The following is a 24885-nucleotide window of genomic DNA, read 5'->3' on the forward strand; positions in this document are numbered from 1 at the left end:
CGAAGTATAAACGTCCTAATGAAAGACGGTTTATACTTTGAGGTTTTTGGCGTATTTCTTAGTTAATAGTTTGCGCAACGGTAAAGTCGAAACGATCAGCAATTGCAGTAGAAATAGCATCTAGAGTCTCTGGAGTTATGTCCCAAAATCCGTTACCTTCAGAGATCTGAGCCATAAATGCATCAACCTCTGACTTACTAAAATAAGGACTATTTGTACCAGGTTGACGTGTAAATTGAAGACTGTATACAAATCCAAAACCTTCAGATAATTGGTGGAATGCGCTTGCCATATCGCCTTCTGCTAAGACTTCTTTTCCTCTTTGTAAATAATAAACACCTCTAACGGCTAAAATTTTAGAAATATTTTCTTTTATGATTTCAGCTTGTGCATCTCTTACGGTATAATTTTTAGCCACAATTGCAGCTCTACCCAATTTAAAAGCATCATAAACCGTTTGAGCAATCCCAGCAAAATCTTCATCAGCCTCTACTCTATCCATATATTCGCTTAAAAATGAATCTGCATCTAAAGTTGGCATAGTCGCATCATCTTCCGCACCATATAAATAGCCAAATGCTTCATCCCATTTATGCTCCATAGTGGTATAAGATTTTCCTTCTTCAACGATATCATTATCATTATTAGAAATATTAGAAGCTTCATCTAACACCGCAGGACTTAAATAATTATTAAGAATTTGGTCTGTCATTAAACTTCCTATTAAACCTTTTGCAACAAATTGATTAAGTTCAAAACCTTTAGCGTTAATATATCTTACCGTTCCACCACCAGCTTGTTGTAATTGTCCTGCATTTCCTGCACTTGCTGTATCATCCCAATTTGAAAATACATTTGTTGCTTGATCTGAAATCCAAGCGTCAAATTGTGTTTTTATAGCATTCGCATCGGTCGTGTTTGCCGAGAAATAATCTTGAGAAGCTGCCACTTTACTTCTAAGACTTTTATCTGAAGCATTTAAATCTGCATCTAAAAAATCATCGGCTCCTTCAACGTGCGCAAACATAGCATCTAATTGAGCTTCTGAATAGGCATTATCTTTAAGTGCTGTTACAAATTCCTCACCCATTGCAATCCTAGTGGTTTGACCGCTAAAACTTACCGAAGAATTTCCGTCTCTTGAAAATTCATAAGTTACAGGGGTATTGACTTGTGGTCCCGAAGCCCCATTATCATCATCACTGGAACATGACATTAATACTGCTGCTATTGTAAATAAACTTAAGGCAATTTTTTTCATTTTTTTAATACTATATTATTCTTATTAAGACTTGATATAAATAATTCACGCAAAAATAAGACAAAATTTAATTTGACGCACTTTATTTAGACTAAATTTAAATAAAAAAATGAAAGACCTCTTATACATCGTATTAACAACACTATCATACCGCAATTATAGCCTTAGAAAGTGTTTTAAGATTTTGAATTAAATACGAGGTTAATAACAATCCATTTTAAGCTGTCCATTGGTTTCAAAATCACTTAAAGGTTGACTTAAGTGGGTTTTGGTTATGGAATTTAGGACGTCTAAAACCCTATTCTGCATAGCAATTGAACCACATATCATTATAACTCCGTTATTATGTAATACTTTAGAAAACAACTCTTGATGTTCTAAAATTAAATCCTGAACGTAAACTTTAGTTTTTTGTTCTTGCGAATAGGCCACATTAAAACTCGTTAACTTATGTTTTACCAACGCGGAATCTATAATACTTTCATACAGTTTTAGAGATTGTTTTGTTCGTCCGCCCCAGAATAGATGTGTTTTTATTCGCTTTGAATTATCGTTAATCATACCTAAAAAAGGAGCAATACCTGTTCCGTTGGCAATCAAAACGACCTCTTTTGTATCGATTGGAAAGTGAAAATCGTAATTACGCCTTACTTTAGCTTTAACAATCTCGTTGACTTTTAAGTTGTTAAAATAATTAGAGCAGACACCTAACTCATGCCTTTTAATACTTAATACAATATCGTTTTCAATCTTACCTATTGAATATTGTCTTTCAATAAAATCGGCATCAGGAAACATTGATAATAAGTCACCTGATATAAATTTTACCTTTTTATTAGGTCGCAACTGTATCAAAAATGAATCGTCATTATTAGGTTCCGTTTTATTGATGACTTTAAATTCCTTTAATTTTTTTAAATTGACCTGAGGTTTTTGAAGTTGAATTTTTAAATCTTGAGCTGTTTGATTATTCCATTGAATTATCCAACTTTTAAATGATTCAAACGACTGATTATTAATTTTAAAGAGTGGTAAATGTTCTACGAAGCCATCCTGCTTTTGAAGCATCGAATTCACATCAATAGCGTATTTGCAGTAATCGGGATACATTAATGACCCAAAGCCAATGACCGAATACTGAAGTGTCTGAGCCTGATTTACGTTCTGAAATAACTGTTCAAAATTTGAAGCACTTGTTGGAGCTTCGCCTTCACCATAAGTTGACGCAAAAACAATAATGTGTTTCGCTTTTTTATATGCCGAATAGTCATTTAGAGTGGACACAAAAACCGAATGTCCTGCGGCTAATAAAGCCTCGTAAAATAATTTAGCTGTGTTAAAAGTATTTCCTGTTTCTGAACCGACTAAGATGATATACTCTGCTGTATCCTTTTTAAACTTGTTTTTAAGTTTTGACGATTCTTTTCTGCGCTTTAAAGTCATGGCAAAACCTGAATAGATAAAAAATAAGGTCGCCAAACTAGCCAAAAACAAAATTATTGACCAAATTATAGTGCCTTCGCCAGTATGCAGAATTAAACTCCAGTTAGATACTAATGCACCAAACGATGTATTTTGATGGCTAACAATTGAACCTGTATACTGATTAACAAGTAGTTCTTTGTCGTTCAGTTTTACAATAAAGTAATCTTCAATATCATCGGAAAATGGAAATTCTACATGTTTTACATCTCCAAGGGAAATATCTTGAAACGTTTTTAAGTCTTTTATTGCTAATTTTTCTTCGGGTTCTACTTGCTCTGGATATTGGTGAGAAATTTTTTCTACAGGAAACATATCGAACCGTTCTAAGGATAGAAAAACTCCTGTTAACGTTACAATTATTATAGGTATCAATGCATATCTACCAATAACCACATGGTAATATTGATCAAAATTTTCCTTGACCACCTTTGAGAAAAATCGTTTAAATCCACCTTGTCGCTTCAAGATTAACTTAATACCTGTAACCGAAATTAGAAATAATAAAAAGGAAACCACTCCAATTAAAATCCGACCTGTTGTTTTTAAAAACAAGGAACGATGTAAGTTGGTCGCGAATTCAAAAATGGGTGCTTTTTTAATGATGTCACCTATTTTTTCACCAGTAAATGGATTAATATAAAACGTTTCGCTGTTACCTTCTTTGGTAATGACATCTGCACTAACAAAGTCGTTTCTATCAACTTCGATTGTAAAAACTTCTTCGTATTCGGTATCTAATACACTTAGCGTTTCTGCAAGTGAAACCTCATTTGCATCAGAAACTGCATACGATTTCAACTGATTTGAAATAGGTTCAAACGCCAAAATAGCACCAGTTACCGATGCTATTAAGATGAATAAAGAAGAAACCACAGCCAATACCAAGTGACTGTATCTCCAAATGGAAATGGTCATAGTATCGATTTATTTTTGAGGCATCATTCTTATGTAACGGATAAAACCTTGACCTTCTACTTTAGACTTTACGTTTTCAGAAGTTAACGCAATTTCAATATCTTTTTCGTAATATTCTTGATCTTCTACAGCGGTCTCAAACCGAAGTTTATAACCTTTATCTAATTTGTCATTATCAATTTCTATGACATTAATTGTACGCTCTCCTCCACTCACAGTTGCTCCTGTAATGGCATCGATATCTGTTCGTCTTTTTCCGTAAAATTGCCACCAAGACTCAACCGTATTATACCACTCGTCATCGTCTCCAATAACGTTTAAGGTTTCTTCGTATTCGCCTTCAGGATTTAATAAAGAAATAACTATGTAAGCTCCTTCACCTGTATAATTTGTCATTTGAATCATACATTTATACTTTGTAGATTCTGTTGGTGTAGTAAATGAAACTAAACTAAAAACGACAACACTTAGTAAGGTTATTAATCGTATATTTTTCATATGATCGTAGTATTACTTTAAAAATTCGACTGAAATATTATTCTTTTTAAGCAACTCATTTTCAATGGCTAAATCGTAGGCAGACTCTTCAAAATCTGTAACAATTTCTTTTTTTGCACCATTTTTTACAAGAAATTTAAGCACTACATCATCAGTAGCCTTTAATGCCGCAAGATGTAAAGGAGTATTGCCATCTTTATTTTTTGCATTAATATCTTGATTAAATTCTAAGGCTAATTTTAGTAGTGAAATACTATTTTTTTCAACCGTTAAATGAAACCAATTATTTCCATTTTTTTGAACTGCTGTGAGATCTAAACCATGAGATTTAAGTAGGTCTAATTTTTTTGTAAACTCCTCCTTATTTTTTTCTGAATACGAGTTTATTACATAATAGACTAAGTTATTGCCATCTGAATCTATACTATTTGATTTTGCTCCTTCTTCAAGTAAGTACGCAACAGTATTTGTAGCGTTGCCTTTTACCGCTAAAGCCAATGCCGATTCCCCTTTTTTATTTGTAGCATTAATATCTTTTACATTTTTTGCAAACCTTTTAACTACCTCTAATTTGTTACGAGATGCTGCATTTATAAACGGTGTATTTCCGTTATGGTCTGCTTGATTTACATCGAGTCCCTTGTCTAATAAATAGTTTAAGACCTCTGTATTGTCACTATTATATGCTAAAATGTGTAATGGTGTTTCTCCTTTTGAATTGGTTACATTAGGTTGCAAACCAACACGTTCTAAGTATTTATAAATACCTATATCGTTGGGTTGTCTTCGCATACCATGAGCTGCAAAAATAAATGCTTCATGTGTTCCTTTTATACCTTGTTTTAATAAGCTATTGAGTATTTCGGTATTTCCAGATTTAGCTACATAATTAAAAATACCATTTCCACTGTTATCAACAGAGTTGATATCTAAACCTTTAGATTGAAAATATTTAATAAGTTTAAAGTCTTTATCACTTGGAGCTGCTAACAACAATGCATTTGCTCCATCAGGATTGATTTTGTTTATTAAATCGGCATTGTGTTTAATAAGACGATCATAGACTTTAGTATTTGCCTGACCAGAACCAGCCGCAAAATTAATAATGGTATTTCCCTTATCGTCTGTTATATTAGTTTTTGCATCATTCTTTAATAGGTAATCAACCAATGCGTCATTTCCTTTGTAAGCTGCCCAGAAGATATATGTTCTCCCATCGTGAGTAAGTTTGTTAACATCATTGCCTTTCTGAGAAATTAGATAAATAATTGACTTTAAAGGGGCATCTTGCAAGGTAGCGTAAACGACTCCATCAAAATTATTACTATTGGCCTCAGCAGGATTATTACCTTCTTTTATTTTACTTTCTAAAGCTGCTACTGTTGGTTTTGTATCCCAAAATGCGCGATCTAAAAACACATTATCTTGAGCAAATCCTTGAAATGATAAAGCTAATAGTATAGCAACGAAACTTAGTTTTAAATTCTTCATGTGTTTTACTTTTTTACAAACGATTCAATTGTGGTATTTATTTCTTCTTCTTTTACAACTTTATCGTCAAATAAAATTTTGTAAAGTGGTTTGTTATCTACTTTAGTTTCTAAAACTAAATCTTTATCTCTGCTGTAAACGTCATCCCATTTTGCTCTCACTACAGCCCATTTATCTTGGTTTTCTTTCCACCAATCAATAGTTGCTTGGCATCTACTATCATCAACCTTTACATATGTATTATAGCCTTTCTCATTAGCTAAGACCACATCTTCTTTTCCTTTTTCTCTTATAATTTTGGCATTGTCTTGGTCATGTACCCAACCGTAATTAGTAATTTCTTGACGGTTGCCTCTTAAAGTTACATTGTAATCACTACGCTTGGTATATTCTCTTCGTGGTAAAGGAGCTGTTGTTGTATTTTCCCAATAGGTTTTTCCATCTACATGAACCCAAGTACCAGAGCCTTCATAACGTGGACTATCATCAACTTGATATACTTTTTGCGTCCACTGCCCTTCTACGTCATCTTTAGTTTTAGTTTCAAAAACCCATTCGTTATCACCATTGTACATATAGAAGTCTGTATTTTCAAATAACCAATCTTGTCTCCAATGCTTTACAATATGTGGACTATCTGGTCTTCCTACTTGTAATAAATGCTGAATAGAAATTTTATCATCTTCGTCTACAATCGCAACTGCATATTCTAAACCTTTATCAACTTTGGTTTCAGAAGGTCTGTAAAGCGAATCGTTACTGTGATTAAACGTCTCACTAAAATTAAAAGTTACCTCAAAGCAACCACACATATCTTTAATGGCTTCCTGATCTTGTGCTTTTTTATCTTGTGCATGGCTGTATAAAGTAAATGCTAAAATAATTGCTAAAACTGCTTTTCTTCTCATTTTATATTATTTGCTAGTAATTAAAAATAGTTATTCTTATTTAGAATGAATTAAAATAAGATTATATATTTGCGACAAATTTATATAGAATGAGTCTAATTAAAAATAATTTTCTACTTTATTTTTTGATTTTTTTAAGTTGTAATCTCAATGCTCAAGAAATAGAAAGCGACAGCACAAAAATTGAAAAACTAAGTGAAGTTGTGGTTGTAGGCGAAAGCAACGTTATGTCTGTGAGTAAAAAACTGTTTACGGTTAGCACTATTAAACGGAAAGACATAGATAATTTAGCCGGAAACAATTTAGCAGACATTCTATTTAACAACTTAAACATCTCTGTAAATCCAGATGCATCTTCTGGCCGTTCTACCGTTAGTTTATTTGGTTTAGATGGTCAGTATGTAAAAATTTTAGTCGATGGCATTCCGGTAATTAGCGATAATGGTGTCGGGAATAATATAGACATTACACAGATTAATATTGATGATGTTGAGCGCGTTGAAATTGTAGAAGGTTCAATGGGTGTTTTATATGGTGATAATTCTGTTGCAGGAGTCATTAATATTATTACAAAGAGAGGCTTAAAGGACAATGGATGGGAATTACAGGTATCATTACAGGAAGAGACTGTTGGTAATGAATTTGAATTATTTGATAAAGGCAGACATATTCAGAACTTTAGAGCTACGAATCAAGTTAATGAAAAGTTATCCTATGCTTTTGGTGTGTCTCGAAACGATTTTGCTGGCTTTTATAATGATTATAAGGGGCCAAACTACGTAAATATTCAAGATAATTTAGTTGTAAATGATAGTTTACGTGGTACCGAATGGAACCCTAAAGAACAAATTACGGCTTCTGCCAATGTGGATTTAGATTTAGGACAACACAATGTCTTTTATAAATTACAGTATTTTAATGAAGATTTAGACATCTATAATCGGGTTGTAAACGGTAGATACCAAAACGGAAGTCTTAACCCAACGGCTTTAGATAAAAATTACATTACCGATAGATGGGTAAATAACATCAATGTGTCTGGACCTCTTAATGGAGCGACTAAATATAATTTTTCATTGTCGTACCAAAATCAAAAACGGAACTACAAAGAATTTATTTATAACATCTTTGAACAACGCACACAATCTGTAGAAATTGATGCTCTAAGTCAATCGAGTGAAGTCTGGTACTCCAAAGCTTTTGTAAATAAGATATTTCCACAATCTGATTTTTTTGATCTTCAGTTAGGTTATGAATTCACCAATCAGTCTGGTTTTGATGCTAATGCTACCGGAGCCTACTCTAATGAAGTAGTAAAAAATACCATTTCTAACTATGAGTTGTTTGGAATTACTGAGTTTCAACTTTCAAAAAAACTATCTATAAATCCAGGTGCACGATTTACGCATAGTACGCAATTTGATAATCATTTAATTTGGTCCTTATCTTCTAATTATGATTTTTCAGATAAACTAAAACTAAAAGCTGTTGTAGGCTCAGCATATAGAGCACCTAATTTTGAAGAACTGTTCTTTTATTTTGTGGACGCCAATCACAATGTGCAAGGAAATCCAGATTTACAACCAGAAGACGGAATTTCGGTTTTTGTTAATTTAAAAGATACCTTCAGAATTGCCAAAGAAGGGTATCTGAATACCAGTTTCAACTTTTTTCATATCTATTTAAAAGATGCCATTTCTAGTATAACAACAGAAGATGGCGATGGACGTATTCTATTTACGCAAGACAATATAGATTACAGTGACCGTTTAGGGTTTACACTAGATAACAGTTTTATATACAAAAACTGGAACATTGGTTTAGGTGCAACATATCTTGGAGTTAAAAACGAAATCCAAGCCTTTGAAACTAATAATGATGACTATTTATGGAGTTTAAACTTACAAACGTCATTAGCTTATACTATTAAAAAGTGGAATTCTATAGTCTCTGCTCAATTAAAACACACGGGAGAAACTGAAGGTATATTCAATAATGCCAACGGAGACGAGTTTGTTGGAATAACAGACGCTTACACGTGGTTAAATGCTTCAATCCGTACAAATATTACTTCCAATTTAAGCGCTACACTAGGTGCAAGAAATATTTTTGACGTTGTTAACATCAACTCAGCAGCGTCGTCTGGAGCTCATAATAGCTCAGCAACAACATCACGACTTATCGGTAATGGCCGATCTTATTTTTTAAAACTTTTATATAATTTAAACTTTAAACACTAACAATTATGAATACCAAATGTTTTACAATTATCTTATTTATAGCTGCTGCTTTTTTCACAAGCTGTAGCAACGATGACGATGTTACAACTCCTGTAATTCCGCCATCTTCTGGTGGTATAATAGACCCAGAAGTAGGAGGATTTAACCAGGCTAATCGGGTCTATGTAGATTTAAGTTCAGGTGAACAAGTTGCTTCGCGACGCGACTCATGGGAAATTGCAGTATATAACGGTTCTCAAAATAGAGTGTTCCTCAATAATGCTTTATTAGTTTCTGCTGTAGAATTAGAAGGTATCACTGATATTACAACGGTTACTGAAACAACTGCACTGACATCACCATTAACGTTAAACGCGTTAGACCAGAACTTTACACCTACTACTGTGACAGTTAATACTGTTGCAGAGCTAATGCAAGGGTTACCTGTTGGTTATTTCCAATACGGAGATTTAGATGCTGGCATTTCTTTTACGGACAGTAAAGTAGGAGAATTAGCTGGTACTGCTTTTGATGAAATATCTACTACAGATAGCGAAAACAATGTTTACATCGTAAATTTAGGAAACGAAATCCCGACAACTAATACTGGTACACTAAATACTACGGGAGAACCAAGAGGTTTCATGAAAGTGAGAGTTTTAGCAGATGGTAACGGTTACACGATTCAATATGCACCATTGACTAACACTACTGATTTTTCTGAAATTAGCGTCAGTAAAGATAACAGTTATAACCTCACTTCTATTAGCTTAACAGATGGACAAGTGGTTAGCGTAGAACCAGAAACTGCAAATTGGGATATTGATTTTGGCGGTGTATTTTCTTATTACGGTTTACAAGGTAATTTAGCTGCTGGATTAACGTATTCAGATTACACATTACATAATACGCTTGGTGGTGTTGGTTTATATCAAATTACTGTTGAAGATGAAACGACTCCAAGTTATACGGATTTCGCAATTGCTAATATTGATGAAGCTAGTTTTGTATACAATGATCGTTCTATTATTGGAAGTAGTTGGAGAAGTGTAGACTATATGACAGGTGAAACGTCAGTAACAGAAGGTCGTTATTACGTTATAAAAGATAGCGATAACAATTACTATAAATTAAGATTTACTGCTGTTGAAAATGAAACAGGAGAACGAGGTTACCCACAATTTCAGTATGAATTATTAGAAGATTAATAATCTAATGATAAGCTGAAAATATCTTAGTAGCTTCATTATAAGAACTCTCAAAGCTCATGGCATTTAAGTCATGGGCTTTTTTTTGTGTGAAGTAAGACAACATTTTTTCCGTTGGCATATTACCTGTTAAGTCGTCTTTTGCCATTGGGCAACCACCAAAACCTTGAATAGCACCATCAAAACGACGGCAACCTGCTTTGTATGCTGCATCAATTTTTTCGAACCAAGTGGTTGGTGTGGTATGAAGGTGTGCTCCAAATTCTATATTTGAATAGGCTGGAATTAAATTTGAAAATAAATAGTCAATATTCTCGGCATCAGAACTTCCAATGGTATCACTTAAGGATAAAATTCCAACTCCCATGTTAGATAAACGTTCGGTCCACTCGCCTACGATATCGACATTCCAAGGATCACCATACGGATTTCCAAAACCCATAGAAATATAAACAACGACTTTCTTATGGCTTTTGTCAGCTATTTCTAAAATTTCGGATAAGGTAACAACGGATTGTGCAATAGTTTTGTGCGTGTTTCGCATTTGGAAGTTTTCGGAAATTGAAAACGGAAAACCTAAATAATCAATTTCAGGATGTTGTGATGCATCGTTTGCGCCTCTTGTGTTGGCAATAATGGCTAATAGTTGACTTTCGGTTTTACTTAAGTCGAGTTGCGCTAAAACTTCCGCTGTATCTACCATTTGCGGAATTGCTTTTGGCGACACAAAACTACCAAAGTCAATGGTATCAAAACCAACACGAAGCAACGATTGTATGTACTGTACTTTCTTAGCAGTAGGTATAAAATCCTTGATGCCTTGCATAGCATCTCTCGGACATTCTATTATTTTAACACCTTTGTTCATTGGTTCAAATATACATTAATTGAAGTTGAAATTGAAACTGAACTCGAAGTTGATTTTTTGAATTGATGTTGGAAACAATTGCGATAAAAAGATTGGTGATAATGATGCTTATTTTAACACAGATTACACGCCTGCCTGTCGGCAGACCGAGTTTTTTTCAGATTATTCGTGTAATAAAAATCAAAAAAATGGAATGAATGTACGTTATGCTTTTATTATTATATCTAAAATATAACCTCAAGCATGAACTGATTAGTTACAAGATTAAAAACAACCAGTTGAATTGAAAAGAGCGGCTACCAAAACACCAAACCAAAGAGCATAACCTGTTATTCCTCCTACCAATCCTGAAAGGATAAATGTAAAACGATATTTAATCGGTAGGATTTTAAAAATGACATAGCAGGACATTAACAATCCTAAAATCAATGTTAAAATTGGAATTACCCATTCATTAAATCCCAAATACGTTGAAATCCTGAATTCATCTGCGTGAAAATGTGATTTAGAATTAAATATTGAACTATAAGAAGCTGTAACGAAATTAAACACTTCACGTAAAGCAAATAATGCCATAAAAACGGCTATCCAATCTACACTCTTAAATCCATAACTCCATTTCTTTCTTCTCATAAACAAGATAAACAATCCCAAACAACTTGTAAGCAACGTTTGAGCTGGACCACCCATAATAATCCAAAACGTATGATTTAAACTAATTGATGGGTACTTTTTATCCAAGGATTCACTTAATTCTTCAACTGTTAATTTTATTTCATTTGGCCAAGCCTCATAATTATTATAGTTATATTTTTCAACTAGGCTATTTATTTTTTTTAAATCGCTGTCTTCAAGGTAACCTCTCGGATAATAATTCATACTTCCATAATCCAACGTTGTGTCGTAACCAAAATATTTTGCAACTACAATATGTCCAAACTCGTGGGAAATTGTACCAATAACGGTAACTAGAATAAATGAGAAAATAATAACTATTGAAAATTTTGGAAGATAGATAAATCTAATCATGTCTCTAAATTAAAATAAAAATCGCAATAGCAATAAATACCACAATTTGAAGCCATTTTAAAACCAAACCTGAGTTTTTATGGTTTAAGGTATAGGTTTTAATTTGTCCTGCTAACAACGCAATGGTAGAAAAAATAATAAACGACACCAACATAAAAATACTACCTAAAACATAAAACTGAATCACAGTACTCATAGAATCACTAAACAAAAACCCTGGAAAAAAAGCTAGAAAGAAAATAGTGACTTTTGGGTTAAGCACATTCATAAAAAACCCTTGTACAAAGAGTTGTTTTAGATTTTTCTGCGGTACATTTTCTGAGTTTAAAGTAATTGTGGCATCAGATTTAAAAACGTTATAAGCAAGAAACAACAGGTAACAAGCTCCTAAAAGTTTAATACCAAAGAATAAATTTTCATTCGCTTTAATTACAGCAGAAACACCAAAAGCTAACAAGGTCGTATGCACAATACAGCCTGTTATTAAGCCACATACCGTTGCCATTCCGTAAGACTTACCATTTGCTATACTCTGAACCAAAACATAGATATTATCTGGTCCTGGCGAAATTGCCAAAGCAGATGTTGCTAGTGCGAATGATATTAGGATGTCGTAATTCAAACGATATAAAAATCTTGTTTCTAATTATTAAAACTCCAGAGGAGTTTTACATTAATAATAACAAATAATGTATGGCGTTAGTGAACTCCAGAGGAGTGACATATCTGCTCAAATTTACAAAAGCATAATTGGATTGATGTGTCGCACTGCCAGTGCTCTATTGAAATCATTCTGTTATACAATTATGAATATTTAGCCACGCTGTGGTTATATGAAAATGTACTTTTTTCAATGTCAGTTTGAGCTTATCACATTCAAAATGAATTTTAAAGGACGTAAATACTTTTAATACACCGTACAAATACTATTTCAACAAAGCCTTATTAATTCGTTTTATCAAACTTGGTCCTTCATAAATAAAACCTGTATAGATTTGAACCAAGTCAGCTCCTGCGTCTATTTTTTCTAAAGCATCTTCTGCAGAATGCACACCTCCTACTCCAATAATTGGAAAAGCTTTATTACTTTTCTCTGCTAAATATTGAATGACTTTCGTTGATTTTTCTTTTATTGGTTGTCCACTTAAACCTCCATTTCCAATTTCAGTTAATCTAGCATCACTAGTTTTTAAACCGGTTCTGTCAACAGACGTGTTGCTGGCAATCACTCCATCGAGTTTTGTTTCAGCAATGAGTTCTATGATTTCATCTAATTGTATATCGTTTAGGTCTGGTGCTATTTTTAATAAAATTGGTTTTTGTTTTTCAAACGTTGCGTTTGCTTTTTGAACACTAGAAATCAGCTCCAACAAATAATCCTTATCGTTTAGTTTGGCATGGCTTCCTACATTTGGACAACTCACATTAAGCACAAAATAATCGACATAAGGATGTAATGCATTAAAACATTCCAAATAATCTTTAGTATAATCTTCAGGAAGTGTTTGGGTGTTTTTACCAATATTTCCTCCGATAATAAGCTGTCCTTTATTTTTCTTTAGTTGCAAAATGGCAGCGTCTAACCCTTCGTTATTAAAACCCATACGGTTAATAATTCCGCTATCGTCTTTTAATCTGAATAAGCGTTTTTTAGGATTGCCTTCTTGTGCTTTTGGTGTTACAGTTCCTATTTCAATAAAACCAAACCCGAAGTTTGCCAATTCATTATACAACACGGCATTTTTATCGAAACCTGCTGCTAAACCTACTGGATTCTTAAATGTAAGACCAAATAAATTTCGCTCTAAGCGTTTATCTTCAACGACATACAAAGATTTAAAAAGCGTTTTAATTCCAGGTATTTTAGATATATTTCGGATTAATGAAAAGGTAAAATAATGAACTTTCTCTGGATCGAAATTAAATAAAATGGGTCTGATTAATACTTTGTACATGAAAACAATTTTACGATGCAAAAATAAGCATCTATTCCCTAAATTTTAGATTAATTTTATCATAAACTGTCGAATATCATATTTAAAGCCTTCTAATTTCATTAACTTTGAAATACACTATAAAACTTATTTTATCATGAAAAAAATTATTGTTCCCGTCGATTTTTCGAAACATTCAGAATATGCCTTAGAAGCTGCAGCTGCAATAGCAAAACAACAAAACGCAGAGTTAATTGTAATGCATATGTTAGAAATGTCTGAGTCTATTTTTTCGTCATCTAGCTCTGAAAGAGGTGAGGAAAATGCTTTTATGCTAATGTCGGCTAATAAAGAATTCGAAACATTTTTAGACCAACCCTATCTTGAAGGTGTTGAAGTTACTCCAATGGTTAAATACCATAAAGTCCTAAAAGAAGTTGCGGAAGTTGCAGAGAATATAGGTGCCGACTTAATTGTTATGGGTTCTAGAGGACACAGCGACCACGATGGTGTGTTTACTGGTTCTAACACAGAGAAAGTCGTTCGTTATAGCAATACTCCTGTTTTAGTAATGAAATCTAAACCAGAATCTACTACATTTGAACACATTGTATTAGCAACTGATTTTTCGGACAAAAGTGTATCAGCCATTAAAAAAGCTATTGTCTTATTAGCAGAATTAGGTAAAAAAACAACGTTATTACATATTAACTGCCCTAATTTAAACTTTTTAAGTACAGATGAATTAGATGAACGAATTTCAGAATTCTTAAGTCTTGCGAAACTAAAAGAGTCAGATGTTAATATTGATCGCATTTCAGATCATACTGTAGAAGATGGTCTTTTAAATTATGCCGTTAGAGAAAAAGTAGATGCTTTATCTATGGTGACGCATGGTAGAAAAGGATTAAACCATTACTTTTCTGGCAGTATTTCTGAAGATGTGGTTAATCATTCATTTCTTCCAGTAATAACATTTAAACTCTAACATTTAAAAACCTTCAATTTTATGCAACAAATTATAAATCGTTTTATTAGTTATATCACAATTGATACGGAATCAGATCCTGAATCTAATACTACACCAAGCACCGAAAAACAATGGGATTTGGCTAATAAATTAGTTGAAGAACTAAAAGCAATTGGGTTAAGTGATGTTACTATAGATGAGAACGCGTACATTATGGCAACCTTGCCAAGTAATGTAGAGCACAACGTACCAGTTATAGGATTTGTGTCGCATTTTGATACGTCTCCAGATTTTACAGGTGCGAATGTAAAACCTCAAATTATAAACGATTATGATGGAAAAGACATCGTCCTAAATGCTGAAGAGAATATCGTTTTGTCTCCAGATTATTTTGAAGACTTATTACTTTATAAAGGTCAGACGATTATAACTACTGATGGTACAACACTTTTGGGAGCCGATGATAAAGCAGGTATCACCGAAATTGTAACCGCAATGGAATACCTTATTAATCACCCTGAAATTAAACATGGAAAAATAAGAATTGGGTTTACTCCAGATGAAGAAATCGGAAGAGGAGCACATAAATTTGATGTTGAAAAATTTGGTGCAGATTGGGCTTACACCATGGATGGTAGCCAAGTTGGAGAATTAGAATATGAGAATTTTAATGCTGCAGGCGCAAAAATTAAAGTAAAAGGAAAAATTGTACATCCTGGATACGCAAAAGGAAAAATGATAAACTCTATGTATTATGCATCGGAATTTATAAATGCATTACCACGATTAGAAACACCTGAATGTACCGAAGGATACGAAGGGTTTTTCCATTTGCATGATATAGAAGGTGATGTTGAAGAAACCACACTTCAATACATTATTAGAGATCACGACATGGATAAGTTTGAAGCTCGAAAAGCACTATTAGAAAAAATTGTTTTCGACTTAAACACCAAATACGAAAGTGAAATCTTCCAGATTGAAATAAAAGATCAGTATTTCAACATGAAAGAAAAAGTTGAACCTGTAATGCATATTGTAGATATTGCAGAAGAAGCTATGAAAGCTGTTGGTGTGACTCCGTTAATTAAAGCGATACGTGGAGGGACTGATGGATCACAACTCTCTTATATGGGGTTACCTTGTCCGAATATATTTGCAGGTGGTCATAATTTCCATGGTCGTTATGAGTACGTACCAGTGGAAAGTATGCAAAAAGCAGTAGACGTCATTTGTAAAATTGCAGAGTTAACAGCTAAAGAGAAATAGCCATAATTACAATTAGTAGTATTAATAAGCAGTAAATTAGATATTATAGTTTACTGCTTATTTTTTTTTGATTAAATTAAGGATTCAAATTTTACTAATTAAATTAAAAGCTATGAGTACAACAACACCAGAACATGATGCACGTGTTGCGCAACTAACCTTTGCATCTGTCTATCCACACTATATTACAAAAGTTGAAAAGAAAGGTAGAACCAAAGCAGAATTACACCAAGTGATTGAATGGTTAACTGGTTTTGATGACGCAAAACTACAAGAACTTATCGATGAAAAAGCCTCTTTTAAAACCTTCTTTGAAAAAGCAAATTTGAATCCAAAAGCTCACTTAATTAAAGGGGTTATTTGTGGTTATAGAATTGAAGATATTGAAACTCAATTAACACGAGAAGCGAGGTATTTAGACAAGTTAGTAGATGAACTAGCTAGAGGTCGTAAGATGGAAAAGATTTTGCGTGGTGATTAAATTGGAGATGAATTAAAATTAAACAAAAAAAGACTGCTCAAATCAATGAACAGTCTTTTTTAATTTATAATATGAACCTACTTATTTTACAACAGCTGGTGCATTTAATTTATTACTCATTTCCATAGAAATTGCAGAACGATCAAATTTAATTTTGCCTGCTAATGTTTCAATAACACAACTGTTATCTTTATCATTTATTTCTACTACTTTTCCGTGCATACCACTTTTAGTGATGACACGAGTACCACGTGTTAACTCGCTGGCAAACTTTTTTTCCTGTTTAGAACGTTTCATTTGTGGTGCAATCATAAAGAAATACATCACAGCAAAAATGGCTATAAACGGTAAAAACGATGTTAATGATTCCATTTAGTAAGTATCAGTAATTAATTAATCGTGGTTATGTCCTTCGTGACCTGGTTGCGTAGAATATTTTCTTGGCGCAGCAGCTCCATTGTCTGTAGCTAAAGGATTAATCTTTGCAGTTCCAGCTGCTTTTGCAGGTGCATTAGGATCTTTTTCAATAAAAGCCGTAATTTTTACTGGTATTTGTCCTTTTTCAGTATTTGTTACCATAGTTAAAGACTTAGTCGTTTTACCGTTACCTTTACCATTAAACTTTACTGTAAACTGACCTGTTTCACCTGGTTGAACTTCTTTTGTATAGTTTGTTGGAACTGTACACCCACAAGTACTTTTAATATCGCTAACTACTAACATAGAATTTCCTGTGTTTGTATAGTTAAATACAGTTTCTACTGGTGTTCCATTTGCAATTGTACCAAAATCGTGATCTGTTTTATCTAAACTTAAAACTGCAAAATCACCAGCATTAGCATCTCTATCTGCTGCTGCTGCTATATTTTCAGATTTAATTTTACTCGCAGCATTATCTTTACAAGACGTAAAAGCTACCATACATAATGCACTAAGTCCTAAAATTACTTTTTTCATTACTTTATTTTTTTTGTTAAAGTTCGTTTCGATTTGCGAAGTTAATAATTATTTCTTCGAATTAAAATTTTTACGTCTTTCTTAACAGAATTTTGTAAGAAACAACTTTCAAAAGAACGATAGCTGAATCAATTATCTAAAAAAACCGCAAAATTTCAACATATACCAAGCCAATTCACCTATTTACAACAGGTATTAGAGCGTTCTTTATTCTATAAAAATGCAAACAACTACATTAATCCTCTTCCGGATTTTAAGTGAATATTTTCAGACTGGTATTCTTTTACGATTTTATCTAGTATCCCATTAATAAATAAGCTACTTTTTGGTGTAGAGTATTCTTTGGCAATTTCGAGATATTCGTTAATAGTCACTTTATGAGGAATTGATGGAAATTTTTGAAATTCGCATAGTGCCATTTTCAATAATACACCGTCTAAACTGGCTAAGCGCTCAGAGTCCCAATTAGTCGTTTTTTTACTGATTTCTTCAGCAAACTTTGAGCTATTTAAAAAGGTCTTTTTAAACAGTTCTATAGCAAATTCTTTGTCGTCCTCATCCTTATACAAATCGGGTAACAAGGTGCTTTCTGGAGACGTTAATTTTAACTTTCGTAGTATTTTTAACAAGGCCGTATTTACTACTGGCAAATCATCTACCCAAGTTAATTTTTTATCTTCAAAGAAATCGTAAAGCTTATCATTTGGTGCAATAATCTCAGTAAACACATCGATTATAAAGGTTTTATCCTTTTTAAAACTAGACTCAGCATCTTCTGTATATTTGGCATAAATATCACTTTTTAAAATGGCTTTAAAAATGATATCAACATATTCAAAATCTAAATCCCAATAATTCAACTTCTTATTTGCAATAGCATCTTGCAGCATTTTATTACTACTAATAAGATGTAAAAGCTGGTTTTCTTGAAATTTTAAATCCGGATTTTTATCCGCATCAGATCTTACAATTTTGTTTTGCAGTTTATCGTTGTAATCCTTACTCTTTTTGTGCAGTTCGGTGAGTAAAGCTAAAAGTGATAAATATAAATCATACATGCTATCTAAACTGTGTAACAAAAACTTTTGTTCCTTTATTAGATCATCACTTTCGGTACCTTTAAAAGCATACATAGACTGCATGGCTTTAATTCTGATGTGTCTTCTGTTTAGCATGTTTAAGAACTTAACTTTTAGTATTTGATTATTAAAAAAGGTGAACCTATTAAAGATTCACCTTGCAAAAATACTATTATTTAATTTTTATAACCGAAAATAATTGAGACTATTTTAAGTTTTCTCTTTTACGCGTTTCAATACGTTCTCTAGCAACATTTAAAGCGGCATTGTGCGTTGTAAGATTATTCACCTTCGCATTATCTAAAATTTCTAAAGTGGTATTGTAAATATTTTCAGTTTTACGCATTATTTCTTGTCTGTCGTAGTTTTCTAACTCCGCATACACATTGATTATACCACCTGCATTAATTAAAAAATCTGGTGCGTAAACAATACCGCGTTCTTGTAAAATTAAACCATGACTTTTCTCATCGGCTAATTGATTATTCGCAGCTCCGGCAACGATCTTTGCCTTCAACTTATAAATTGTATCATCGTTTATAGTTGCACCTAATGCACATGGCGCGTAAATGTCCATGTCTTCACTATAAATATCATCTCCACCATAAACTGTAGCACCATATTTAGAACGAACTTCTTCTAGGCGATCTTGACTAATATCTGAAATAGTAACATTAGCCCCTTCATTAACTAAATGTTCTACAAGGGCTTCACCAACATTTCCTATGCCTTGAACAAACACATTTTTATCTTCTAAAACATCGGAACCAAACTGAAACTTAGCTGCAGCTTTCATTCCCATAAAAACACCATAAGCTGTAATTGGAGACGGATTACCTGCTCCGCCTTTACTTTCTGATATTCCGGTAACATAAGGAGTTACTTCTCTTACAGTATCCATATCTTCAGTAGTCATACCAACATCTTCAGCTGTAATATATTTTCCACTTAATGAATGTACAAACTCACCAAATCGTTTCATTAATTCTGGTGTTTTTTGTGTTTTGGCATCTCCTATAATAACCGCTTTACCTCCACCAAGGTTTAAACCAGTTACGGCAGATTTAAATGTCATGCCACGCGATAAACGTAACACATCGTTAAGGGCTTCCCACTCGTTAGCATAATTCCACATTCTTGTGCCACCTAAAGCTGGTCCTAAAACTGTGTTATGTATACCAATTATAGCTTTTAAACCAGTATCTTTGTCGTTGCAAAAAACGATTTGCTCATGATCGTCAAAAGAATACTGTCCAAAAACTGGATCCATTTTTTTTAATTCTTTCGATGATATAATTTCTGAAGTCATGTTCAATAAATTTTTAAGGTGTTTAAGGATATTCTTAAAACAACGTGCAAAAGTAAATTATAATTAAAGGTTTAGCAAAATATTAACTATTAAATACGATTGTCGTAATAATTTTGACCTACTAAATACAAAATGAAGGCACTAAAACATCTCAATAAATATTTTTACAAATATAGATATCGTATAATAATTGGTATCGTCATTACCATTATTTCTAAGATTTTCGCACTCTTTACACCGCGTTTGGTTGGTGCATCTATAAACGTTGTTTCAGACCGAATAGATGGAAATATCTCTCAAGAAATTTTTAAAAGTGAATTAACAATTAACATCCTCTACCTTATTGGTGCAGCTGTTGTTGCAGGAATCTTTACATTTTTAATGCGTCAAACCATTATTAATGTATCGCGATATATTGAATTTGACCTTAAAAATGAAATTTATCACCATTACCAAGTTCTGTCTTTAAAGTTTTACAAATCTAACAGAACTGGTGATTTAATGAACCGTATTAGTGAAGATGTCGGTAAAGTAAGAATGTACGTTGGTCCTGCCATAATGTACACCATTAATACCATTACATTATTTGCCGTGGCTATAATATATATGATAGACAGATCTCCATCATTAACATTATACACCTTACTCCCTTTGCCGTTTTTATCGGTTGCTATATATAAATTGAGTCGTTTAATTAACAAACGAAGTACTATTGTACAACAATCGCTTTCAACGCTTTCTACGTATTCACAAGAAACCTTTAGTGGAATTTCTGTGATAAAATCTTATGGTATTGAACCAAGAACGAATGTAGAATTCGAAAAACTGTCTGCAGAAAACCGTCAAAAGCAAATTAACCTAACTAAAGTACAGGCTTTATTTTTTCCGATGATGATTTTATTAATTGGAGTCAGTAATCTTATTGTCATCTACGTTGGTGGTATGCAATATATGAATGGTGAAATTGAAAATATAGGAACCATTGCAGAGTTTATTATTTACGTCAACATGTTAACATGGCCAGTGGCTACTGTAGGTTGGGTAACGTCATTAATACAACAAGCCGAAGCATCACAGGAGCGAATAAATGAGTTTTTAAACACGGAACCAGACATAAAAAATACAGCTACCGAATTAACACCTATTAAAGGAGATATAGAATTTAAAAACGTATCCTTTGTCTATCCTGACACCAATATTGAAGCTTTAAAAGATGTAAGTTTTACATTAAAATCAGGAGAAACCTTAGTTATTCTCGGAAAAACAGGATCGGGAAAATCGACCGTTTTAGATTTAATTGGTCGTTTATATGATATTGATAACGGTTCCATTTTAATTGATAATACTGAGATTTCTAAGCTAAACCTTTATAGTCTTAGAGAGAGTGTTGGTTATGTGCCACAGGATGCGTTCTTATTTTCAGATAGTATTAAAAACAATATAAAATTTGGAAAAGAAGATGCCACAGATGACGACGTCATAGAAGCAGCACAAAATGCTAAGGTTCATAAAAATATTATTGGATTTAGTAAAGGCTACGACACGGTTTTAGGCGAACGTGGTATTACCTTATCTGGTGGTCAGAAACAACGTGTATCTATTGCCAGAGCCATAATTAAGAAACCAGATATTTTATTGTTTGACGACTGTTTATCTGCTGTAGATACAGAAACTGAAGAAAAAATACTTAAAAACCTCGTTAAGCTTACCAAAGATAAAACCACTATAATTGTGAGTCATCGTGTGTCTTCAGCAAAAAACGCAGATCATATTATTGTTTTAGATGATGGAAAAATTGTAGAGTCTGGAAATCACGAAAGTCTAATAAACACAGACAGTTACTACAACGAATTATACAACAAACAACGCTCTGAAAAAGAAATGTAGTTTTTGTTGCTTAGGTAAGTTTTTTTTTAGATTTTTGGATTGAAATTTAAAAACACAAATTGAGTTATGAGTGATTATGAAACGAGGGATAAGGAAGAAATATATTCCAAAGTATTACGTGCAGGGAGAAGAACCTATTTCTTTGACGTAAGAGCAACTAAAGCTGGTGATTATTATTTAACGATTACAGAAAGTAAAAAATTCACTAATGACGATGGTTCCTTTCATTATAAAAAACATAAAATTTACCTTTATAAAGAAGATTTTTCTGAGTTTAGAGAAATTTTAGTAGAAATGACCGATTATATTATAAACGAAAAAGGTCAGGAAGTTATTAGCGAACGTCACCAAAAAGACTTTAAACGTGAAGCTGATTTTGTAACTCAAGAAGCAAAAACACCTGAAGACACTAAAAAAGCAGATAGTTTTACAGATATCAGTTTCGACGATATTTAAAACTTAATTTCTGTTAAATTATATCAAACCTTGGCAATTTATTGTCAGGGTTTTTTTATTTTTAAATTTTAACCAACTAACTTAATTCTATGCAACGTATCCTTCTATTGCTTATTCTAGCAACCACAACGCTTTACTCACAGTCACAAACAGAATTATCGTATTATTTGCCACAAAATGCACAGCTAAATCCAAGCATACCAACACCTAGCAGTGTTATTGGACACAACGTTGGTGAATGGCATATTACACACGATAAGTTAGTGGAATACATGAAAGCCTTAGCAAATGCTTCAGATAGAATTACTTTAGAAGATAGAGGTCAAACTTTTGAAGGCAGACCACTGCTTTTATTAACTATTACATCTCCTGAAAATCATAGCGATTTAGATGCCATTCAAGCTGCTCATATTAAGGCGACCGAATCAAATTCTGTAAATGTAGAAAACCGTCCAATTGTAGTTTACCAAGGGTTCTCTATCCACGGTAATGAGCCAAGTGGCTCTAATGCAGCTCTTTTAGCTGCTTATTATTTAGCGGCTGCAGAAGGTGCTGAAATTAAAGATCTATTAAAAAACACAGTGATTTTGTTCGATCCTGCATTAAATCCAGATGGCTTACAACGCTTCGCCTATTGGGCAAATACAAATAAAAACATCAATCTAAATCCAGATCCTAACGATAGAGAATATAGTGAGGTTTGGCCTGGTGCACGTACCAACCACTATTGGTTTGATATGAATAGAGATTGGCTGCCTGTGCAATTACCAGAATCTAGAGCACGTATAGAAACGTACCACAAATGGTTACCAAATATCTTAACAGATCATCATGAAATGGGAACCAATGCGAGTTTCTTTTTTCAACCAGGAATTCCATCACGTACACATCCTTTAACACCGCAATTAAATCAAGATTTAACTAAAGGTATTGCAACCTATCACGCCAAAGCATTAGATAAAATTGGTTCGTTGTATTATTCTGAAGAAAGTTTTGATGACTTCTACTACGGAAAAGGATCTACCTTCCCAGATATTAATGGTGGTATTGGTATTTTATTTGAACAAGCGAGTTCTCGAGGCCATGTTCAAGAAAGTGAAAATGGATTATTAACTTTTCCGTTTACCATAAAAAATCAATACACTGCGGCTTTTTCTACGCTCGAAGCTGCAAATGCGATGCGAAAAGACATTTTAGAGTACCAACATAATTTCTTTAAAAATGCACGAAAAGAAGCCTCTAAACAAGGAAAAAATGCCATTGTATTCGGTGATGAAAAAGATGCTGCTAAAACCTATCATTTAGCCGAAATATTGAAACGTCATCAAATTACCTTTCACGACTTAAAATCTGATTTTTCTAAAGACGGAAAAACGTATAAAAAAGGCTATAGTTATGTGGTACCAAAAAATCAAAAGAACACACGATTAATAGATGCTATGTTCGAGAAACGAACAACATTTCAAGACAGTTTATTTTATGACATTTCGGCTTGGACGTTCCCATTAGCTTTCAATTTAGATTATACAGAAACGACAACAGCTAATGCCGGAAATGAGGTCACTAATTTAACACAACATAAAGGTGGAGTAACATCTCAAAGTGAATACGCTTATTTATTTGAATGGCACGAGTACTATTCACCAAAATTATTGAACGCTATTTTAAAGAAAGGCATAAGAGCAAAAGTTGCTATGAAACGTTTTAAAGCAAATGGCACCTCTTACGATTATGGTACGATTATGATTCCTGCAAAAAACCAGGATTTAAATACGTCTGAGATGTATACCTTCCTTAATAAGTTAGCTCAAGAAAGCCATATCACAATCACATCCGTTTCAACGGGATTAAACGAAGGTATGGATTTAGGTAGTCGTAATTTCAGCAATCTAGAATTACCAAAAGTTGCACTATTAGTTGGTGACGGAATGACCTCCTACGATGCTGGTGAAATTTGGCATTTATTTGACACACGTTACGATATTGTGGCAACCAAACTAGATACAAAAAGCTTTAGAAGAGCAGATTTAAGTCGTTACAATACTATTATAATGGTGAATTCATACGGTGGATTAAATGAGAGTAATACCAAAAAATTAAAATCATGGCTTGCAGATGGTGGAACATTGGTTGCTTATAAAAATGCTTTAAAATGGTTGAATTCCAAAAAAATAATGGAAATTGATTTTAAGAAAAGTAAACTTATAGCCAAAAATGTAAGCTTCGAAGAGCGAAGAGATTTTAGAGGAGCACAAGGCATTGGAGGTGCTATTTTTGAAGCCGACTTAGACCGTTCGCATCCTATTAATTTTGGTTATAAGAATGATAAATTAGCACTTTTTAGAAATTCAACATTATTTATAAACGAAGATAAAAACAGTTATAACAACCCAATTCAATACACTAAAAACCCATTATTGAGTGGGTACATTTCAGATAGAAACTTAGACAGCATTAGTAAAACTGTCCCATTTAAAATCGGGAAAGTTGGTAGAGGAAACATTATTGGATTTACCGACAACACCAATTTTAGAGCGTTTTGGTATGGTACCAATAAGTTATTAATGAATGCTATTTTCTTTAGAGAAGAAATGTAGGTTACAGTTGTTGGTTGTTAGTAATAAAATTAAAACCTTAGAGCTCTGTAACTTGGCAACCTTA

Annotated in this window: 21 protein-coding genes; 8 read left to right on the forward strand and 13 right to left on the reverse strand. The window is 33.1% G+C overall.

Annotation, left to right across the window (positions count from 1 at the left end):
* Positions 1–58 precede the first annotated feature (58 nt).
* From ITJ86_RS09145 to ITJ86_RS09165, 5 genes are all read right to left on the reverse strand, one after another.
* Positions 59–1261 carry a DUF4856 domain-containing protein gene (locus tag ITJ86_RS09145; protein WP_195871331.1) on the reverse strand — a complete coding sequence of 401 codons (1203 nt, stop codon included), beginning with the start codon at positions 1259–1261 and terminating at the stop codon, positions 59–61.
* A gap of 201 nt (positions 1262–1462) precedes the next feature.
* Positions 1463–3661, reverse strand: coding sequence for a PepSY domain-containing protein (locus ITJ86_RS09150; protein WP_195871332.1), 2199 nt, complete (start codon positions 3659–3661; stop codon positions 1463–1465).
* A gap of 9 nt (positions 3662–3670) precedes the next feature.
* On the reverse strand, positions 3671–4159 hold the full coding sequence (locus tag ITJ86_RS09155; RefSeq protein ID WP_195871333.1) for a DUF2271 domain-containing protein: 489 nt from the start codon (positions 4157–4159) through the stop codon (positions 3671–3673).
* Positions 4160–4171: 12 nt separating this feature from the next.
* Positions 4172–5650: an ankyrin repeat domain-containing protein gene (locus tag ITJ86_RS09160; RefSeq protein ID WP_195871334.1), complete on the reverse strand. Its 1479-nt coding sequence runs from the start codon at positions 5648–5650 to the stop codon at positions 4172–4174.
* A 5-nt stretch (positions 5651–5655) separates the two neighbouring features.
* Positions 5656–6558 carry a DUF6607 family protein gene (locus ITJ86_RS09165; RefSeq protein WP_195871335.1) on the reverse strand — a complete coding sequence of 301 codons (903 nt, stop codon included), beginning with the start codon at positions 6556–6558 and terminating at the stop codon, positions 5656–5658.
* A gap of 89 nt (positions 6559–6647) precedes the next feature.
* Between ITJ86_RS09165 and ITJ86_RS09170 the strand changes: the two genes are divergently transcribed.
* Both ITJ86_RS09170 and ITJ86_RS09175 read left to right on the forward strand, forming a co-directional pair.
* On the forward strand, positions 6648–8798 hold the full coding sequence (locus tag ITJ86_RS09170; RefSeq protein ID WP_195871336.1) for a TonB-dependent receptor plug domain-containing protein: 2151 nt from the start codon (positions 6648–6650) through the stop codon (positions 8796–8798).
* Positions 8799–8803: 5 nt separating this feature from the next.
* Positions 8804–9985, forward strand: a complete 1182-nt coding sequence (locus ITJ86_RS09175) for an HmuY family protein (protein ID WP_195871337.1) — start codon at positions 8804–8806, stop codon at positions 9983–9985.
* A 4-nt stretch (positions 9986–9989) separates the two neighbouring features.
* On the opposite strand, the gene ITJ86_RS09180 is transcribed toward ITJ86_RS09175, so the two are convergent.
* The 4 genes from ITJ86_RS09180 to ITJ86_RS09195 all read right to left on the reverse strand — a co-directional run bounded on the left by ITJ86_RS09180 (position 9990) and on the right by ITJ86_RS09195 (position 13837).
* Entirely contained in the window at positions 9990–10853 is an 864-nt protein-coding gene (locus ITJ86_RS09180; RefSeq protein ID WP_195871338.1) for a hydroxymethylglutaryl-CoA lyase, read from the reverse strand.
* Positions 10854–11117: 264 nt separating this feature from the next.
* Positions 11118–11882 (reverse strand): hypothetical protein, encoded by a 765-nt coding sequence (locus ITJ86_RS09185; RefSeq protein WP_195871339.1) that lies wholly within the window; start codon positions 11880–11882, stop codon positions 11118–11120.
* Positions 11883–11886: 4 nt separating this feature from the next.
* On the reverse strand, positions 11887–12504 hold the full coding sequence (locus tag ITJ86_RS09190; protein ID WP_195871340.1) for a LysE family translocator: 618 nt from the start codon (positions 12502–12504) through the stop codon (positions 11887–11889).
* Between the two features lie 304 nt (positions 12505–12808).
* A complete protein-coding gene (locus ITJ86_RS09195) occupies positions 12809–13837 on the reverse strand; it encodes a quinone-dependent dihydroorotate dehydrogenase (RefSeq protein ID WP_195871341.1) in 1029 nt (342 codons plus the stop codon).
* A 136-nt stretch (positions 13838–13973) separates the two neighbouring features.
* On the opposite strand from ITJ86_RS09195, the gene ITJ86_RS09200 reads away from it, so the two are divergent.
* The 3 genes from ITJ86_RS09200 (at position 13974) to ITJ86_RS09210 (ending at position 16536) form a co-directional block, all read left to right on the forward strand.
* Complete coding sequence (locus ITJ86_RS09200; RefSeq protein ID WP_195871342.1) at positions 13974–14804, forward strand: universal stress protein; 831 nt, start codon at positions 13974–13976, stop codon at positions 14802–14804.
* Between the two features lie 21 nt (positions 14805–14825).
* Positions 14826–16055, forward strand: a complete 1230-nt coding sequence (gene pepT / locus ITJ86_RS09205) for a peptidase T (RefSeq protein WP_195871343.1) — start codon at positions 14826–14828, stop codon at positions 16053–16055.
* Between the two features lie 112 nt (positions 16056–16167).
* Entirely contained in the window at positions 16168–16536 is a 369-nt protein-coding gene (locus ITJ86_RS09210; protein WP_195871344.1) for a DUF2200 domain-containing protein, read from the forward strand.
* 81 nt (positions 16537–16617) lie between these two features.
* On the opposite strand, the gene yajC is transcribed toward ITJ86_RS09210, so the two are convergent.
* From yajC to ITJ86_RS09230, 4 genes are all read right to left on the reverse strand, one after another.
* Positions 16618–16908, reverse strand: coding sequence for a preprotein translocase subunit YajC (gene yajC / locus ITJ86_RS09215; RefSeq protein ID WP_195871345.1), 291 nt, complete (start codon positions 16906–16908; stop codon positions 16618–16620).
* A gap of 21 nt (positions 16909–16929) precedes the next feature.
* Positions 16930–17493 (reverse strand): DUF1573 domain-containing protein, encoded by a 564-nt coding sequence (locus ITJ86_RS09220; RefSeq protein ID WP_195871346.1) that lies wholly within the window; start codon positions 17491–17493, stop codon positions 16930–16932.
* A 230-nt stretch (positions 17494–17723) separates the two neighbouring features.
* On the reverse strand, positions 17724–18668 hold the full coding sequence (nusB, locus tag ITJ86_RS09225) for a transcription antitermination factor NusB (RefSeq protein ID WP_230080261.1): 945 nt from the start codon (positions 18666–18668) through the stop codon (positions 17724–17726).
* Positions 18669–18777: 109 nt separating this feature from the next.
* Entirely contained in the window at positions 18778–19881 is a 1104-nt protein-coding gene (locus ITJ86_RS09230; RefSeq protein WP_195871347.1) for a Glu/Leu/Phe/Val family dehydrogenase, read from the reverse strand.
* 132 nt (positions 19882–20013) lie between these two features.
* On the opposite strand from ITJ86_RS09230, the gene ITJ86_RS09235 reads away from it, so the two are divergent.
* The 3 genes from ITJ86_RS09235 to ITJ86_RS09245 all read left to right on the forward strand — a co-directional run bounded on the left by ITJ86_RS09235 (position 20014) and on the right by ITJ86_RS09245 (position 24821).
* On the forward strand, positions 20014–21768 hold the full coding sequence (locus tag ITJ86_RS09235) for an ABC transporter ATP-binding protein (RefSeq protein WP_195871348.1): 1755 nt from the start codon (positions 20014–20016) through the stop codon (positions 21766–21768).
* Positions 21769–21834: 66 nt separating this feature from the next.
* A complete protein-coding gene (locus ITJ86_RS09240; RefSeq protein WP_195871349.1) occupies positions 21835–22224 on the forward strand; it encodes a PUR family DNA/RNA-binding protein in 390 nt (129 codons plus the stop codon).
* An 89-nt stretch (positions 22225–22313) separates the two neighbouring features.
* Complete coding sequence (locus tag ITJ86_RS09245; protein WP_195871350.1) at positions 22314–24821, forward strand: M14 family zinc carboxypeptidase; 2508 nt, start codon at positions 22314–22316, stop codon at positions 24819–24821.
* Positions 24822–24885: the final 64 nt, after the last annotated feature.

This window comes from Winogradskyella marina (assembly GCF_015645385.1).
GTDB classification, from domain to species: Bacteria; Bacteroidota; Bacteroidia; order Flavobacteriales; family Flavobacteriaceae; genus Winogradskyella; species Winogradskyella marina.